This is a genomic window from Tissierella sp. (assembly GCF_032104385.1).
Taxonomy (GTDB): domain Bacteria; phylum Bacillota; class Clostridia; order Tissierellales; family Tissierellaceae; genus Tissierella.
This window is the reverse complement of sequence record NZ_DAMCHJ010000005.1, coordinates 133965-151697: the sequence shown is the minus strand read 5'-3', so window position 1 is coordinate 151697 and position 17733 is coordinate 133965. Positions and strand designations below refer to the sequence as shown.

The window sequence follows — 17733 nt, the reverse complement described above, 5'->3', positions numbered from 1 at the left end:
ATTTTACTTTTTCCCCCTTCCTAAATAACATTGCTATAAATACCCATCTATACTTGCATTAATTAAAATATTGCAAATATTGTGCCAGCAATTCTAGTAATTTTGTAAGCAAGAAAAATCCAAGTTATCTAGCATTTTATCATAAATTATACAATCTAGGCTATAAAATTATTTGACTTTTAAAAATAAAATAAATTCTTTTTACGGGAATACGGAATAATTCCGTATTCCCGTAATTATCATATGCTTAAATTTCCAATATTTTTAAATCCTAATCCTGGTTCATCATTTAAAGTAATTTTATAATCTTTAAATTCAGGTCCTCCTTCAACAGGATCTTCCTTACATAGTCCTGGTCCATCTAAATCTATTTTTGTTATAATCTTTTTAGAAGCTGCCAAATGAACTGCTGCACTAACACTTAATTTACTTTCAAGCATGCAACCTAGCATACATTCAACACCATAGACTTCTGCAATGGAGCATATTTTTAGTGCATTATGTATACCACCTGTTTTCATTAATTTAATATTTATTAAATCTGCCGCCCTATTTTGAATTATCTTTAATGCATCAACTGGAGAAAATACAGATTCATCAGCTAATATAGGTATATTTACATTTTGAGTAACATATTTTAATCCTTCTAAATCATTAGCAATAACCGGCTGCTCAACTAATTCTATATTAAAGCCTTTATCTTCCATTTTTCTAAGTAATACAACTGCTTCCTTTGGTTTCCATCCTTGGTTTGCATCTAATCTTAAATCTATATCATACCCTATAGCATCTCTTATTGCCTGTATTCTCTTAATATCCATTTGAGAATCTAATCCAACTTTTATCTTTAGGGTTTTATATCCTCTTTTCACAGCTTCAATACTATCCTCTGCCATTTCTTCAGGAGAATTTACACTTATGGTTAAATCAGAGATGATTTCTTTTCTATATCCTCCTAAAAGTTTATATATAGGTGATTTATGAAATTGCCCAAAAAGATCATATATTGCTATATCCACAGCAGCCTTAGCAGATGTATTTTTAATTAATGATTTGTCTATCCTATTCATTATTTCTTCTATATTTTCAATTTCTAATCCTATTATTTGTGGTGCTATGTAATTTTCTACTGCACATTTTATAGAACCCTTAGTATCACCAGTAATTACTGCAGTAGGTGCTGCTTCCCCATATCCAATATGTCCTGTATCAGTAATTATTTTAACTACTATATCTTCAATTTTGTCAACGGTTCTAAGTGCAGTTTTAAATGATTTTTTAAGCGGTACAGATATCTGTCCTACTTGTATCTCTTTTATTTTCATTTTAAAAGCCTCCTTATTATAAATTTAATAACTCATTCCTTATATCCTTATAGAAGTTTATGAATTAACTCCTAGAAATAATAGAGTTTTTATTTATCTTTATAAAACAATATTGCCAAAGTGGATCAACGTCCACAAGGCAATACCTTTTTATTCTGTACAACTTTCTAGTATTATAAGTTCTTTTTTATCCGCATCTAATCTGGCTCTTACTCCAAATGGCAATGTAACCATTGGATTACAATGTCCTGCCTGCAAATTATATATTGTTGGCTTATGAATTAATTTAATTTGATCATTAATTACTTCTTTTAGAGTTAAATTTTCATCAGGATTTTTGGATTCACAGTCATTAAAATCCCCTAGTATAATGCCACTGGCTTCTTGCAATTTACCTGACAATCTTAATTGGTTTAACATTCTATCTATATTGTAAGGTTCTTCTCCCACCTCTTCAATAAATAGAAGTTTTCCCTTTACATCTATCTCGTAGGGTGTACCTATTGTATCAACAATTAAGGATAGATTTCCACCAATTATAAAGCCTTCAGCTACACCACCGTTTATAGTGATAATTTCTTCTTTTTCTGGATTGGATATTTTACCTATTGGTTCCGTATTCATAATAACTCTGAAAAGGTTACTCTTAGAAAAATCGGAAAAATTATCTATCATATCTGAAGCTGCCATAGGACCATGATAAGTAACTAAATTAGCCAATTGAGCAAAAGATATGTGTAGAGCAGTGATATCACTATATCCAACAAACACCTTTGGATTATTTCTTATAATTTCATAATCTAATAAATCAAGAATACGTGGAGTCCCATATCCTCCTCTAATACATATAATTCCATTTACTTCTTTATCCTTAAACATTTCATTTATATCCTCTGCCCTTATGCTATCTTTTCCTGATAAATATCCATATCTTTCATAGAGGCTTTTTCCCATCTTTACCTTAAATCCCATATCAATAAGTTTATCATGAGCTTTTTTGACTTTTTCTTCTGCCGCAGGACTAGCGGGAGCTATAATCCCTAGAGTATCACCTAGTTTCAACGCCTTTGGTTTAATCACTTTTACATCCCCCTATACGAAATATTACATTCCAAAGAATAATCTTGTTACTAAAACAGCTGTAATCAATCCTGCCAAGTCAGCTAATAACCCTACTGGAAGGGCATGCCTTTGTTTTTTGACTGCTACTGAACCAAAATATACTGCTAGTACATAAAATGTAGTTTCTGTTGAACCCATCATAACTGCTGCCATACGTCCTATTAAAGATTCTGGTCCATGAGTAGTTATTAAATCCGTCATAATTCCTTCAGCTCCACCACCAGATAATGGTCTCATAAATGCCATTGGTAAAATCTCTCCTGGCATACCAATTAAATTAGTAATAGGGCTTAAAGCTTTAGTTAATAAACCCATAGCCCCAGATGCCCTAAAAACACCAATGGCAACTAACATAGCCACTAAAAAGGGAATAATTCTTACTGCTGTAGTAAATCCTTCCTTAGCCCCTTCTGTAAAGGATTCATATACTTTAACCTTTTTTGACATTCCAAAAACTAAAAAACCTACAATTATTAATGGAATTGCATAATTTGATATAGCTTCAATTACTTTAATAAACACTTATATTCCCCCTATTCCTATTAGCTGTTAACCTTTTTCATTTGATATTTAGGCAATTTTTGAAATACCTTGGATGCTATAATCGCAACAATTGTTGATACTGTTGTAGCTACTAATGTTGGTCCTATTATTTCTGTAGGATTTTTTGCTCCTGATAAAACTAATATTCCAATAGTTGTTGCAGGAATAAGAGTTACTGAGGAAGTATTAATAGCTAAGAATGTAACCATTGCATCTGTTGCTGTTTCTTTGTCATCACTTAACTCTTGTAGTTCTTTCATTGCTTTTAACCCTAATGGAGTAGCCGCATTACCTAATCCTAGCATATTTGCAGCAATGTTCATTATCATTGCCCCCATTGCAGGATGATCTGCTGGAACATCTGGAAACAACCATACCATCAATGGTTTTAATGCTTTAGCAAGTTTTTCAACTAAACCTGAATCCTCTGCAATTTTCATAAGTCCTAACCATAATGTCATTATCCCAATAAGTCCTAAAGCCAAGTCTACTCCTGTCTTTGCACTATCTATGGCTGCATTTGTAACTGCTTCAATGTTCCCTGTTATAGCTCCAACTACAAATCCAATGATAAGCAAACCTGCCCAAATAAAATTAATCATTAAAAATACCTCCTTATAATTTTCTATATTTAATTGCAATAAAATTTATTGCAATTAACATGCCATAATTTATAACTTTAATTTGTTACCTTGATAATAATGTAGTTCTCTTTAGTAAGATAACTTGTCCCACTTTATATAACTTATTGACTTTATTAATATATAAAATTTTCGTTAGATTGTACCATAAATAGAACATTATTCCGGAAATATGGAATAACTGAATAATCTCTATTATAATTCATTAAATCTATTCCAAACAATAAAAAATCTATAAATGTAAAATAATACCAAGGGGCTATCTCCCTTGGTCATTTTATTCTATATTATATTTTTTTATCTTCTCATAAAATGTAGTCTTACTAATGTTTAAAGCCTCCATTGCCTTTTTCTTATCTCCTTTAAATGCTAACAATGTTCTCTTTATAACAGATTTCTCATATTCTTCTAAATGGTCTTTCAATGAACTTATCTGAATATCCTTACTCTCCTGCTTACTAAGCTTTAAAGTTATGTGTTTTGAAAATATATTCTTTCCTTCTGCTAAATTAACAGCCCTTTCTAAGATATTCTCCAATTCCCTTACATTTCCTGGCCAATCATGTTTCAATATTAGATTAATTGCCTCTGAGGAAATTCTCTTATGTTTACAGCCTATTTCATCAAATATTTTAGGAAGTACAAGTTCTATTAATGCGGTTATATCCTGCTTCCTTTCCCTTAATGGTGGTATCCATATAGGAAATACATTTATTCTATAATATAAATCTTCCCTAAAATTTCCTTTGAGCATTTCATCTTCTAAGTTTTTATTGGTAGCCGCAATAATTCTTGTATTTACAGTAATACTTTTAGTTCCACCTACCCTATAAAAACATTTCTCCTGAATAACCTGCAATAATTTAACTTGTAAATTTGTAGATATATCTCCAATTTCATCTAAAAATATAGTTCCATTGTTAGCAATCTCGAAGAACCCTTTTTTCCCTTCAACTCTAGCTCCTGTAAAAGCACCTTTCTCATAGCCGAAAAGTTCAGACTCCAATAAGCTTTCAGATATTGCTCCACAATTCACATGAATGAAAGGTTTATCCTTTAACTTACTATTTTGATGAATTGCTTTGGCTAAAATGGTCTTACCAGTTCCACTTTCTCCCAATATCAATACATTTGAATTAGTCTTAGAAGCTTTTAAAGCCATTCTCTTTACATGCTGAATTTCTTCACTATCCCCTACAAAATTTGGAAAAGCTTTGCTTAATGTTTTTTCTTCTATAAGCTGTGATTGGGCTTTTTCCAATTGGCTAATTGCATTATCTCTTTCCATTATAATTCTTTTTATTTCTGAAATATCTTCTACTTTTAATGCAGCACCTATTCTCTTGTTTTGGTCTTCTACAGGCAAAAGCGTACACATTGTGGGGTAACCGTTTATTTCCTCAAATTTATCCTTATAGCTAATGTTTTCTCCTCTAGCTACATTAAAAAATTGCTGAATTATGGAATCTGATTTATGGATTTCAAATATATTTTTCCCAATTACATCTAAGGCTTCAGTTCCTTGACCTTTGGCTCTATATTCTTTTCCATTTAATAGATCATTTATACTTTCTCCCCTAGCTGTATATCCATGGGATTGATAAAATTTCATTTTCTTTGTATTACCATCTAAAATCACCATATTTCCTATTGCATTTATATAGCTCATTATAAACTTTTCATCTCTTACCTTAATAGAGGTCATCTTATTTATGAAGTTTATTTCAACTTCTATGTCAATTTCCAGAAAATTAGTTCTTATCAATAGTATATCTTCTTTATGTCCCTTTTTCAAGTTCTTAAATATTGGGCTTGCTATTCCAGTCTTTTTAAAGATTCCTATAGCAATTATTGAATCACCATTTTTTACAGTATCTTTCACTCCCAATAACTTTAATGAATCAGAATCTAATTTTCCATCATCTTGACCAACTGAATTATCAGCAATAATAACTATATCTCCTATATTAAGTTTTCCCCTATCATGGTTACTTTGCCCATCATATTTTATTCCAAATATTTCTTTTGCCTTATCATTATAAATTTGTATCTTACCTTCATTATCTATTACTATAAAACCTTCTGACATCATATTAGTAAAGGTTTTTACATAAGATTTTGCATTAGAAGACATTTAATCACCCTTTAGATATATTGATACTTAAATTATATCATGATGGGGATTATTCTAATAGTCTTTTATAGCATGAACATCTTAGCAGTTATCATATCCTGAATATCCCTTGCAATATATTCCACTGTATGATCATCTATAAGTTTTGCTCCTGGATAATATCTTGCCCTATTAGCATCCTTATGTTCTCTAAATCTTATTTCTAGCTTAAATTCTTCTGGAGATTGTATCTTACATTCATTAATCTTTTTCAAACCTTCTTTTACTCCATTTTTTATACATTCACACGCCTTATTTGGATGCATATTAAATGTAGCACCACCTTCTCCATCCTTTACTGCTACTGTTTCCATATTTGGAACTAATTCCTTAGATTTCTCACAAAGCATCTTATCTCCAGATAAAAATACTACCGGTACTCCATAATATGCAGATATAAATGAATTTATTGTGAATTCTGATACTATCTCCCCGTTGATTTTAAAATATACTACTTTTTGAGAATCCATTGTATGAGCTAATGGATTACCATTATACCCTGCTGCAGAATGATATCCAATAAAAATTGCAGCATCAAAACTCTCATCTATACCTGCCATCATTGATTCTGGAGAAGAAGTCCAACCTCTTATAACAGAAGTTCCCATTGGAAGTTTTGATATGTCTATATTTCTTGCAGAATCATGGGCATCCTTTACAACTATTTCCCTTGCTCCCATTTCTATAGCTGCTTCACATGCAGCTATGGTTTCTTTTGTCATCTGATTGGCAGCCCATATATGTTCACTATTGCCTAATTCAGTTTCACCCCAGCTAGTCACCCCTGTTATCCCTTCAATATCTACACTAATATAAATTTTCATCTTATCAACTCCTTTTATATTTAAATATTATTTATATCTATTATATATCATTTCTTAATATATCATCATAAGTTTCTCTTTTAACTATTAATCTATCTTTTCCTTCAGATACCATAACTACAGCAGGTCTTGGTATTCTATTATAGTTGCTGGACATTGAGTAATTATACGCCCCTGTTGAAAGAACTGCCAACTTATCTCCTGTTTCTAAAGTTGGCACCTTTAAATCCCAAATTAGAATATCACCAGATTCACAGCATTTTCCTGCTATAGTAACTAAATCTGTTGGTTCTTTATCTAATTTATTTATAACAATAGCCTCATATTTCGCCTCATATAGACTAGGTCTTGGATTGTCAGGCATCCCTCCATCAACAGAAACATAAGTTCTTACCCCTGGAATTTCCTTAATAGCTCCTATTGTATAAATTGTAATACCAGCTTCTCCTACTACCCATCTGCCAGGCTCTATTATTACTAATGGTCTTTCTAAATTATATTCTTTACATCTTTCTTCAATTTCTTTAATAATGGAATCTGTAAAATATGCTAAAGGTTTTCTTTCTTCATTTTCAGAGTAATGAATACCATATCCTCCTCCAGTATTTAATTCCTTAACTATGAATCCATAGTCATCTTTAACCTTTTTAATCAATTGAGCCATTATTCTAATAGCCTCAATATGGTTTTCATTATCTGAAATTTGAGAACCTATATGGAAATGAAATCCTACTAACTCAGTGAATTTCAATTTCAGAACCTTTTCCATTGCAGACTTTATACTCTTCTCTTCTAAGGGAATTCCAAATTTAGAATCTACTTGCCCCGTTTGAATATATTTATGTGTATGGCTATCTATGCCAGGGCTTATTCTAAATAATATATGAACTCTTCTATTGTATTTTTTTCCTATTTCTTCAATCATATCAATTTCTTCTAAATGATCCACGACTATTCGTCCTACATTATTTTCTATTGCTAACTCTAATTCATCTATAGTCTTATTATTCCCATGAAAGATTATCTTTTCCATAGGGAAATCAACTTGAATTGCAGTATAAAGCTCTCCTCCAGACACTACATCCATGCCTATACCTGATTCCTTCACTATTCTAGCCATTTCCTTAGTTAGGAATGCCTTGCTGGCATATACTGCCATGGTTTTTTCATGTTTTTCTAGAAAATCTTTTTTTATTTCTTTTAACCTCTCTTTAATATAATCCTCCGACATTACATAAAGAGGTGTTTTATATTTTTCGGCTAATTTGACCGTATCACATCCTGCAAATATAAAATTACTCATTTAATAACAGCTCCTCTACAAATAATATATATAATTACTTATTTATAAGCAAAAAATATGCCAAGTAAATAAATAGCTTATTGCTACTATTTAGCTTGACATATTTTAAATTCATTAATCCTTTTTCCTGTTTTCTATCCTTTTTTCCGTTTTTTCGGAATGCACTTGCAAAAACTGTTATTACCTAATTATATACTATAGTTTTTCTGCAAAGTTTTTTCCAAATTCTATACATCTTGTTATAGCTTCTTCATCTGGATTCCAAAGTTCTTTTATTCCATCTTGAGTTAATTCAAGTTTTGCATCCTTTAATTTTTGTTCAATTACAGCTACTGATTCTCCAGACCATCCATAAGAACCAAATGCTGCTGCCTTTTTATTCTTAAATCCAATTCCTTTTATCATCTCTAAAATCCCCGCAGTTGCATGCATTATACTCTTATTCACTGTAGATGAACCAAATAATATAGCCTTTGATCTAAATAATTCAGTTATTACATCATTCTTATCTGAATTTGCTGCATTATATAATTTCACAGTTACATCCTTATCTACAGATTTAATGCCTTCTGCTATTGCTTCTGCCATTCTTCTTGTGCCATTCCACATAGTATCGTATACTATTGTAATTTGATTTTCCTGATATTCATTTGCCCATTCCAAATATTTTTCTACTATCTGTGCTGGATTATTTCTCCAAATAATTCCATGGGATGTAGCTATCATGTTAAGAGGTAGATTTAAGCTTAGAACTTCTTCTATTTTCTTAGTTACTAATCCACTAAATGGTGTTAATATATTAGCATAGTATTTAATTGCTTCTTGATATAGTTCTGCTTGGTCTACCAAATCATTATACATTAAATCCGATGAAAAATGTTGTCCAAAGGCATCGTTACTAAACAATATGTTTTCTCCACTCATATAGGTCATCATACTATCTGGCCAGTGAAGCATTCTTGCTTCTACAAAAGTTAATGTGGTATCTCCTATATCTAGTGTATCACCTGTCTTTACCTCCACAAAGTTCCAATCTTCATGGAAATGCCCCTTTAATATTTTTGCACCATTTGCTGTACAATATATTGGTGTATTTGGTATTTCCTTCATTAGTAATGGTAATGCTCCACTATGATCTATCTCTGAATGTTGTGCAATTATATAGTCAATTTCTTTTAAGTCAATTTCCTTCTTTAATTTTTCAATATATTCTTCTGCAAATGGCTCCCACACCGTATCAATAAGTACTGTTTTCTTGTCTCTAATTAAGTATGAATTATAGGAAGAGCCCCTATGTGTGGAGTATTCATCTCCATGAAATCTTCTTAATTCCCAATCTATCTTTCCTACCCATGTTACTTTATCAGTCATCTTAAAACCCATTATATAACCTCCTTTTAATTAGCTTTTTATTTAATCTTAAATTATACTTACCCCTTTCCATTATAAACTATTATTAACTTGTTATTTTTTATGGAAGTAAGGGTAAAATTATAAAGAAAATACTTTGTGAGGTGAAAATCTTGGAATCTATAAAAATAATGATTGAAGAACACTCAAATATTAGAAGAATGCTAAGGATAATTAGAATACTTTGCTATAATCTTATGACTAATCCCAAATATGATATAACTGATTTTCATATAGTCATTGATTTCGTAAGAAATTATGCTGATAAACATCATCATGGTAAAGAAGAAAATATCTTATTTGAAACTATGATCAAGGAAATTGAAAGATTGGCAAAATCAGGAGCTATAACTGGAATGTATATAGAGCATGATATGGGAAGACTTTATATGTCTAATCTTGAAAAGGCATTAGAATGTTTTAAGAATAAAGATGATGAAGCAAGACTAGATATTATAGCTAATGCCATTTCCTATAGTGATTTATTGAACAGGCATATAGAAAAAGAAAATACTGCCCTATATAAATTTGCTGAAAACATGTTAAGTGACAATAGTAAATCCTTCGTTGAGGATAAATGTAAAAAAGCAGAAGAATTAGCTACGGATGCTGGTATTCAAGAAAAATATATTAATTTGTTAGAAATATTAGAAAAAAAATATTTATAACTGTAGTCAATTTTAAATTAAGATCCTTCACCGTATTTAAGATATCAACCTGTTTTTCATCTCGATTAAAGCCATCCCTCCAAGTTTCTTTCCTGGGAATAATTAAGGTTGGCGAAGGATCTTATCTTATTCTATCTGTCTTAAGGCTTCTATATCCAATAAAATTATTCTTCTATGACCTATTAATTTTATAATGCCCATATTTTGAAAAAATGTTAGCTTTCTACTTAAAGTTTCTTGGCTCATTCCTAGATGAGATGCAAAGTCTTTTTTACTCATTCTCAAACTTACCTCTCCCTTTTCATTTGCCATATTAATCAATGTAAGAGCAAGCCTTCTTTCTACCCCATATAAACTTATATTCTCAATCAAATCCTCTGCCTTTTCAAGTCTTTGACTTAGCTCTTCCATTATCTTAAATGCTATAACCGGATATTTTTTCATTAAGTCTTTTAACTTTTTCCCATCTATCATACACGCTATTGTTCTAGATAATGCCTCTCCATTATCAGTCAATGGCAATGGACTAAAAAGGGATAGTTCTCCCATAAAATCTCCAGACCCTAATACTCTGATTACTTGTTCTTTACCAGTATCCGTAAATCTAGTTATCTTTACTTTTCCAGAATGGATTACATAGAGCTTTTCACTTTTTTCACCAGCCATATAAAGCATTTCACCTTTTTCAAAAGTTTTCTCTCTTGTTATTCTAGCTACTTCCATCATTTCTTCATAACTTAGGTTACTAAAGATTGGAACTATCTCTATACAATTTTTTCCTTCTCTATTAAAACAGCTACAATCCATTTAAACATCTCCTTAAGCCACCATTTTCTTTGATTTACCCCTATCTCCATAACCTAGAAGTCTAACTGCATTAATTACAACCAGCAGAACAGATAATTCATGTATTAACATTCCAAAAGATAAATTAACTGTTTTAATCAATACTCCTGCCAATAACAATACTGCTACGGCTATAGCAAAATAAATATTTTGTTTCATATTATTTACTGTGGCACGACTTAAGCCTATGGCATGGGATAATTTCTTTATCTCATCAGACATTAACACTACATCTGCTGTTTCCATAGCTACATCTGTCCCTGCTCCACCTATGGCAATTCCCAAATCTGCAGAAGCCAAAGCTGGTGCGTCATTTACTCCATCTCCTACCATAGCTGTTACTCCATATTCTCCTTGCAATTCCTTTAACACTCTAACTTTGTCTTCAGGAAGAAGTTCTGCATAGAAATCATCTAATCCTATTTCTGTAGCAATTGCCTTAGCTGCCCTCTTATTATCTCCAGTAAGCATTACTATTTTTTCTACGCCTAATTTTTTTAAATTAAATACCAGGTTTTTAGCATCTTCTCTTACGATATCAGCAATGGATATAATCCCTAATATTCTTTCTGTATCTCCGATTATTATAGCTGTCTGTCCTTTATCTTCTTCTGATTGTAAATGTTTTTCTATATCTTCGCCAATGTTCACCTTGTTTTCTAAAAATAGTTTTCTATTTCCTATTAAAATTATTTTACCTTCTATTTTAGTCTTAATTCCTTGTCCAGTTATTATCTCTGATTCTTCAGGAACTTCATTAATCTTTCCTAAATCTTTTTCTGCTCTAGCAGCAATTGCTTTTGCTAATGGATGCTCCGAATATGCTTCACCAATAGCAGCTGTTCTTAGAAGATCTTTTTCATTTATATCATAAGCTTTTATATATGTTACCATTGGTTTTCCAATAGTCAATGTTCCTGTTTTATCAAAGGCTAAGACCTTAATCTTCCCCAAGTTCTCCATTATTTCTCCACCTTTAATAAGCACTCCATGCTTAGCCCCATTTCCTATTCCTGCTACAATAGATACAGGAGTTGAAATAACTAAGGCTCCTGGACAGGCAATGACTAGTAAAGTAAGAGCTAATACTAAATCTTTTGTAAATAAATAGAATCCTATGGCTAATACAATTATTGCTGGAGTATAGTATCTTGAAAATCTCTCAAGAAATTTTTGAGTCTTTGCTTTTTTATCCTGTGCTTCTTCTACCATTTGAAGTATTCTGGCAAAGGTCGTATCGTTACCTACTCTAGTTGCTTCTATTATCAAATAACCTGATTCTATTATTGTTCCTGAAAAAACATCATCATTAATATTTCTATTGATAGGTATTGACTCTCCTGTTATAGCTGATTGATTTACATAGGCAGAGCCTTCTATAACAATACCATCTACTGAAATTTTCTCTCCAGGTTTTACAATTATCTTTTCTCCTTTAATTACTTCATCAGGTGATACTAATTTTTCTACTCCATCTCTTATTATCCTAGCTGTGTCTGGAGCTAAGTCCAGTAAAGCTTTAATTGAAGACCTAGTTTTTTCTATAGTTCTAGATTCTAAATAATCCCCTAGCATAAATAAAAATGTAACGGCTGCCGCTTCCCAATATTCTCCTATAAACATCGCACCTATAACTGCTATGGATACTAAGGCATCTATGCCTATTATCCAGTATCTTGCAGCAGATATGGCGTTTTTAATTATGGGAGCACCTGCAATTATGGCTGCAATAATCATGACTGCTGATGTTATAGTTTGTTGTCCTATAGTATTTTTTAGTACAAATGCTATCGCTACCAATATACCTGAGAGCCAAACTCTCTGAGCCTTCCTTAATTTCACAGTAATACTCTTCCTCTCCAATTTATTTGTTATTTTTCACCTAGAACATCAAAACCTAATTTTTCAATCTTCGCTACTATCTCCTCTGAACTCAATATATTTTCGTCAAAATTTACCTTTACTCTAGAAGTATTAAATAATACTTCTCCTTCAGATATACCCTTGGTTTTCTTCATCATTCCTTCAATTTTAGCTACGCAGTTTGGGCAAGTTAATGTTTCTAATTGATAAATTTTTGTTGTCATTTCATTACCTCCTGTTTTTATTGTTTGTAATTTTATTATAAGTAAAATTTATATTATTTACTTTGACCCAAGTCAAAATTTAATAATATATTTTAATTTTTAGGGAGAGTCAGGTTTGTTTTCATAAATACCCTATTTTAATATTATTAATTAGGTTATGTGGAATTATTATTTATTATTGTAATCAATTTGTAATTCTATATTCCTTGTAAAGAAATTAGAATTATGTTACCTTATTAGTAGAAAAGGATGGTGATAATATGAGAAATCTCATTAAAAAATCCCTATTAATCTCAGTATTTATAATAGTCCTAGGTATTTCCTTTGGCTGTACTCCCAAGGAAAAGCCTTCAGTAGAAGATAAACTGTCTATAGATTCAGGTTACTTAAGTGAGATAAATACTGAAAACGGAAAAAACTATATTACTATTGCAACAAATGAAGAAAGTCTAAAATTAGAAGTAGTTGATAAAAACCTTGTAGCTAGCTTAACCATAAATGAATATTATATGGTAGCATTTAATCAAGATAATATAGTGAAATCAATAGATGTTAAACCATTTATAGGTCATGTTGTTTCAAATTATATGGAACAAAAGAATATTACCATTAAACCTACTGATAAAGTTGATTATAGTGATTTAACTTTACTTGATTCAATGAATGTTGATTTTGATGAAGATGGAAAAGAAGAATCTATCGAATTATATACAGTTGCTGAAAGATATAATGGTGAAATTGCATGGGATGATGGTCAAAATTGGATTTTAGTGGTGAAAGATACAGATAAGGACTATGTACTCTTTGAGGATTATGTACAATTAGGAGGAATTAGTTTTTATGCATATTTTGAAGATAAAGACTTTGTAATAACTACAATTCAATCAGGTACGGCTAATCTAAAGCTTACAGAATATAGATTTGATAAGGACTCAAAGAGCTTTATTAGTAGAATAAGTTTTACTACCCATGGTGATGTGAATATGTTCCATCAAGCACCTTTAGGATACAAGTAAAAGCCCTATATAGGGCTTTTTTCATTTATCATTTCATCTATTTTTTCCTTTGATACTGGCTTACTAAAATAATACCCCTGTGCTATATCACATTTCATTTCTTTTAATATATAAAGTTGCTCCGTATTCTCTACTCCTTCAGCAGTTACCTTTAATCCTAATTGTTTTGCTAAGACTATTATAGTATTTGAAATCATCTTGTTTTTTTCATTTTTTTCAATATCCCAAATAAATGACCTATCTATTTTAAGCTCTGATACACTCATTTGGTTTAAATAATTAAGACTAGAATAACCTGTCCCAAAATCGTCTATAGCAACTGCTATACCAAGAGTCTTTAAAGTATCTAACACTTTCGATGTATAAGAAATATCTGATATAGCCGTAGTTTCTGTAATCTCTAACGTTAGATTTTTAGGATTTAACCCAGTTTCCTTTAATGTTTTTATTAATTCATCAATAAATTCCTTACGTTGGAACTGCTTAGCTGAAATATTTACAGATACCATTATATCATGACCTAAATCAATCCATTCCTTTCCTTGATTTAAAGCCTCCTTTAAGATCCATCCGCCTATTTGAATTATCAATCCCGTTTCTTCTGCTAATGGAATAAATTTATCTGGATATAATAATCCCTTATCTGGATGTTTCCACCTTACTAAAGCTTCTAATCCTCTAATTTCACCTGTTGCGATGTCTATTTGAGGTTGATAATGTAATACCAATTGGTTATTTTCTACAGCCTGCCTTAGCTGATTTAAGAGCATCATTCTTTCAAGACCCCTAGATTGAATTTCCTTTCCATAAAAATAATAAGAGTTTCCTCCTAGTTCTTTGGCCTTATACAATGCAAGATCAGCATTTTTAATCATATATTCAGAGTTTAATCCTCCATCAGGATATAACGCTATCCCAATACTTGTAGTTAAATATAGTTCATAGTCTTTAATCTTATATGGTTTTTTAAAATCCTTTATTATAGCATTAACCATATTTATTACATCATCATCCTTATCAAGATTCTTCATAAGTATGAAATACTCATCTCCGCCTATTCTAGCTACAATATCCTCTTCTTTTACTAAGTTGCAAAGTCTTGTTCCCAAAAGTTTTAATACATGATCGCCAATATTATGTCCTAGTGTGTCATTTATATGTTTAAATTTATCTAGATCTAAAAGCAATACTGCAAATAAATTCTTTTTTTCATCGATTGTTTCAAATAAATTATTTAATTCTTCTATAAAGAATATCCTATTAGGAAGGGATGTAACTGAATCATAATAAGCCAAATTATATATCTCTTTCTGATGTATTATAAGCTCTTCATTTGCCATTTCTAATTCGCAAGTTCTTTTTAGCACTTCTTTTTGAAGCTTTTTATTGTAAAAATATAAAAATAAAAATATTAAACCTACAACTACTCCTATAAATATAGTTTGTTTCCCATAAATATTATACAATATCCTTATGGAAGATATATCCTCACCAAACCATTTCCTATAAATCCTATCATATCTTTTATTTTTTTTAATAATCTCCAAACCCTTTTCTAATGCTCTAAAGAGTTCTTCATCATCTCTTCTAACAGCTGGTCCATATTTTACTGTAGAAATAGGCTCTCCTACTATTTTAACTACTTCTGTCATCTTGTTTTTCTGTAGATGATATGTTCCAACTAATTTGTTTCCCAGTACTGCACTTACTTCCCCATTTTTCAAACTAATCAGTGCTTCCTCCTGAGTACTTTTAGGAAATTGTAAAACATTAGGTATTTTAAAGATCAGAGATTCATTATAGTCATTTTTTTGATATGCTACCTTTAGTCCATTTAAATCATCTAATTCATTTATATGTACAGTGTCTTTACCTACAAAAATTACCTGCTCATTGATAATTGTTGGTGAAGTGAATTTATATTTTGATAATCTTTCTTGGTTCTGGGATATTCCTATAATACCTTCAACCTCTTTATTATCTAAGGCTAATACTGCATCATTCCATTCCATTGGTATAATTTCAATATTTAATCCCATTTCATTAGCGATTGCTTTTATTATATCAATATTATATCCCTTGTAAGTTCCATTCTCATCAATATATTCATAGGGTGGATGATTATAATCTCCTGCAAATTTAATAGTTTTTAAATTATCTATAGAGTAACTACTTCTGCTATTTATAAATAAAACATGAGTGAAAACCAACGCTAATATCATTAATAAAATCATTATATTTTTCTTAGCCCTGAATTTAATAATCATCACCCCCCTTATTCATTGGTTCATGCTGACCTGTCTATTCAATTTCTTGTATATTCTTTATAAATCCAATAAAATTATCTATATCATCCTTACTAGTATCAAATGATGTAACCAGCCTAATTAAATTTGTTTCGTCATCTATCAAGTAAAAATCAAATTTTTTTTGTAATGAATTTATCAAATCCTTTTCCATATATGCGAATATCATATTAGTTTCTGGTTCTGATTTTAAAGTAATTCCAGGAATTTCTGATAATCTATTTGTAAAATATTTACCCATATTATTTGCATTGGATGCATTTTCTCTCCATAAATCATTGCTTAAATAAGTGACAAATTGTGCAGATACAAACCTCATTTTCGACAATAGCTGCATTCCTTGCTTTCTATAAAATCTAAGCCCTTTACTTACATCCTTATTTAATGAAACTATGGCTTCTCCTATCATCATGCCATTTTTTGTTCCCCCAAATGACAATAAATCTACCCCTGTATCCGTAATCATCTCTTTAAAAGTAGTATTCAGTGCTACAACTGCATTAGCTATTCTTGCTCCATCTATATGCAATAACATATTGTTTTCATGAGCAAATTTAGCCAGCTCTTTAATTTCTTTTATTGAATATAAGGTACCAGTCTCAGTAGTTTGAGATATGGAAATTATCCTAGGCTGAGATTGATGCTCATCTCCTAAAGAGTGAAGAAAACTCCTTACTCCTTCCTTGGATATCTTCCCATTTTCAGTTGATATCTGTAATATCTTTGAGCCACTAAATTTCTCTAAGGCACCACATTCATCTACATTTATATGAGCAGTATTAGCACACACCACTGCTTCATAAGGCTTTAATAATCCACTAAGTCCAATGACATTCGCAGCTGTACCAGTAGTTACAAAGTATACATCTGCTTCCACTCCCAATAATTCTCTAATCTTTTCAATGGCTTCTTTTGTTGTACTATCATTGCCATAGGAATAATCATGACCATTATTAACAGTTATTATTGCTTCAATTATCTTTGGGTGAACTCCGGAGTTGTTATCACTCATAAACATTTTCATATTCCCCCCTAAATTTAACTATCTATAAACCCTTTAATTTTGTCAATTATATACTTTATTATACTATAACTGACAATTAAACTAAATAGGTATATTGGCACATTAGTGCTAAAATCCTATTACTAAAAATTATTATAACTACTAAGTATAGATCTAGTAATTCTTTAAAATAATTTCTTTAAAGTAAGTCAATAATAATGTTAAATAGCATTATTATTAAAATTTAAAAAATTTCCGATTTCTTATAATTATATTTTGGGTTTTTATGTTATTTATTTGAATTTTAGCATAATTAATTCCACTTTGCAACAGTATTTGACATTTGCGTGCATTATCACTCTTTTTGTGTCGTACTATTAGCAGGAATGTTTTTATGTTACCATATTTATGAGGTGATTTTATGACTTTTTCCGAGAGGTTAAGGCTTCTTAGGGAAGAAAACTTT

General features: G+C 30.7%; 15 protein-coding genes. 2 read left to right on the top strand and 13 right to left on the bottom strand.

From position 1 onward, the window contains the following. Positions 1-239 precede the first annotated feature (239 nt). The 8 genes from RT714_RS07380 to RT714_RS07345 all read right to left on the bottom strand — a co-directional run bounded on the left by RT714_RS07380 (position 240) and on the right by RT714_RS07345 (position 9314). A complete protein-coding gene (locus RT714_RS07380; protein ID WP_132983356.1) occupies positions 240-1325 on the bottom strand; it encodes a dipeptide epimerase in 1086 nt (361 codons plus the stop codon). A gap of 150 nt (positions 1326-1475) precedes the next feature. Beyond that, positions 1476-2405: an LD-carboxypeptidase gene (locus tag RT714_RS07375; protein ID WP_313756930.1), complete on the bottom strand. Its 930-nt coding sequence runs from the start codon at positions 2403-2405 to the stop codon at positions 1476-1478. A gap of 24 nt (positions 2406-2429) precedes the next feature. Further along, the gene (locus RT714_RS07370; protein WP_313756929.1) at positions 2430-2969 is read right to left on the bottom strand and encodes a spore maturation protein; all 540 of its coding nucleotides are present in this window, start codon (positions 2967-2969) and stop codon (positions 2430-2432) included. A 20-nt stretch (positions 2970-2989) separates the two neighbouring features. After that, complete coding sequence (locus RT714_RS07365) at positions 2990-3592, bottom strand: nucleoside recognition domain-containing protein (protein ID WP_313756928.1); 603 nt, start codon at positions 3590-3592, stop codon at positions 2990-2992. A 316-nt stretch (positions 3593-3908) separates the two neighbouring features. Next, a complete protein-coding gene (locus RT714_RS07360) occupies positions 3909-5765 on the bottom strand; it encodes a sigma 54-interacting transcriptional regulator (RefSeq protein ID WP_313756927.1) in 1857 nt (618 codons plus the stop codon). Positions 5766-5830: 65 nt separating this feature from the next. Beyond that, entirely contained in the window at positions 5831-6628 is a 798-nt protein-coding gene (locus tag RT714_RS07355; protein WP_313756926.1) for a M55 family metallopeptidase, read from the bottom strand. 40 nt (positions 6629-6668) lie between these two features. Beyond that, positions 6669-7931, bottom strand: coding sequence for a diaminopimelate decarboxylase (gene lysA / locus RT714_RS07350; RefSeq protein ID WP_313756925.1), 1263 nt, complete (start codon positions 7929-7931; stop codon positions 6669-6671). A 195-nt stretch (positions 7932-8126) separates the two neighbouring features. After that, positions 8127-9314, bottom strand: coding sequence for an anaerobic nitric oxide reductase flavorubredoxin (locus tag RT714_RS07345; protein ID WP_313756924.1), 1188 nt, complete (start codon positions 9312-9314; stop codon positions 8127-8129). 140 nt (positions 9315-9454) lie between these two features. Here RT714_RS07345 and RT714_RS07340 point away from each other — a divergent pair, with 140 nt between their 5' ends. After that, on the top strand, positions 9455-10009 hold the full coding sequence (locus tag RT714_RS07340; protein ID WP_313756923.1) for a hemerythrin domain-containing protein: 555 nt from the start codon (positions 9455-9457) through the stop codon (positions 10007-10009). Positions 10010-10135: 126 nt separating this feature from the next. On the opposite strand, the gene RT714_RS07335 is transcribed toward RT714_RS07340, so the two are convergent. The 3 genes from RT714_RS07335 to RT714_RS07325 are packed head-to-tail and all read right to left on the bottom strand — an operon-like array spanning position 10136 to position 12942. Continuing rightward, positions 10136-10816 carry a Crp/Fnr family transcriptional regulator gene (locus RT714_RS07335; RefSeq protein ID WP_313756922.1) on the bottom strand — a complete coding sequence of 227 codons (681 nt, stop codon included), beginning with the start codon at positions 10814-10816 and terminating at the stop codon, positions 10136-10138. A gap of 12 nt (positions 10817-10828) precedes the next feature. Then, on the bottom strand, positions 10829-12697 hold the full coding sequence (locus RT714_RS07330) for a cation-translocating P-type ATPase (protein ID WP_313756921.1): 1869 nt from the start codon (positions 12695-12697) through the stop codon (positions 10829-10831). Between the two features lie 29 nt (positions 12698-12726). Continuing rightward, complete coding sequence (locus tag RT714_RS07325) at positions 12727-12942, bottom strand: heavy-metal-associated domain-containing protein (RefSeq protein WP_313756920.1); 216 nt, start codon at positions 12940-12942, stop codon at positions 12727-12729. Positions 12943-13202: 260 nt separating this feature from the next. On the opposite strand from RT714_RS07325, the gene RT714_RS07320 reads away from it, so the two are divergent. Beyond that, positions 13203-13958, top strand: coding sequence for a hypothetical protein (locus tag RT714_RS07320; RefSeq protein WP_313756919.1), 756 nt, complete (start codon positions 13203-13205; stop codon positions 13956-13958). A gap of 5 nt (positions 13959-13963) precedes the next feature. On the opposite strand, the gene RT714_RS07315 is transcribed toward RT714_RS07320, so the two are convergent. After that, positions 13964-16192 carry an EAL domain-containing protein gene (locus tag RT714_RS07315; protein ID WP_313756918.1) on the bottom strand — a complete coding sequence of 743 codons (2229 nt, stop codon included), beginning with the start codon at positions 16190-16192 and terminating at the stop codon, positions 13964-13966. Between the two features lie 67 nt (positions 16193-16259). Continuing rightward, entirely contained in the window at positions 16260-17288 is a 1029-nt protein-coding gene (locus RT714_RS07310) for a low specificity L-threonine aldolase (protein WP_313756917.1), read from the bottom strand. Positions 17289-17733: the final 445 nt, after the last annotated feature.

What these genes read in the sequence shown, in the direction of transcription:
- RT714_RS07380 (WP_132983356.1), bottom strand. Translation starts at nt 1,325, where the DNA reads ATGAAAATAAAAGAGATACAAGTAGGACAGATATCTGTACCGCTTAAA.
- RT714_RS07365 (WP_313756928.1), bottom strand. Translation starts at nt 3,592, where the DNA reads ATGATTAATTTTATTTGGGCAGGTTTGCTTATCATTGGATTTGTAGTT.
- RT714_RS07360 (WP_313756927.1), bottom strand. Translation starts at nt 5,765, where the DNA reads ATGTCTTCTAATGCAAAATCTTATGTAAAAACCTTTACTAATATGATG.
- RT714_RS07355 (WP_313756926.1), bottom strand. Translation starts at nt 6,628, where the DNA reads ATGAAAATTTATATTAGTGTAGATATTGAAGGGATAACAGGGGTGACT.
- lysA (WP_313756925.1), bottom strand. Translation starts at nt 7,931, where the DNA reads ATGAGTAATTTTATATTTGCAGGATGTGATACGGTCAAATTAGCCGAA.
- RT714_RS07345 (WP_313756924.1), bottom strand. Translation starts at nt 9,314, where the DNA reads ATGGGTTTTAAGATGACTGATAAAGTAACATGGGTAGGAAAGATAGAT.
- RT714_RS07335 (WP_313756922.1), bottom strand. Translation starts at nt 10,816, where the DNA reads ATGGATTGTAGCTGTTTTAATAGAGAAGGAAAAAATTGTATAGAGATA.
- RT714_RS07325 (WP_313756920.1), bottom strand. Translation starts at nt 12,942, where the DNA reads ATGACAACAAAAATTTATCAATTAGAAACATTAACTTGCCCAAACTGC.
- RT714_RS07320 (WP_313756919.1), top strand. Translation starts at nt 13,203, where the DNA reads ATGAGAAATCTCATTAAAAAATCCCTATTAATCTCAGTATTTATAATA.
- RT714_RS07315 (WP_313756918.1), bottom strand. Translation starts at nt 16,192, where the DNA reads ATGATTTTATTAATGATATTAGCGTTGGTTTTCACTCATGTTTTATTT.
- RT714_RS07310 (WP_313756917.1), bottom strand. Translation starts at nt 17,288, where the DNA reads ATGAAAATGTTTATGAGTGATAACAACTCCGGAGTTCACCCAAAGATA.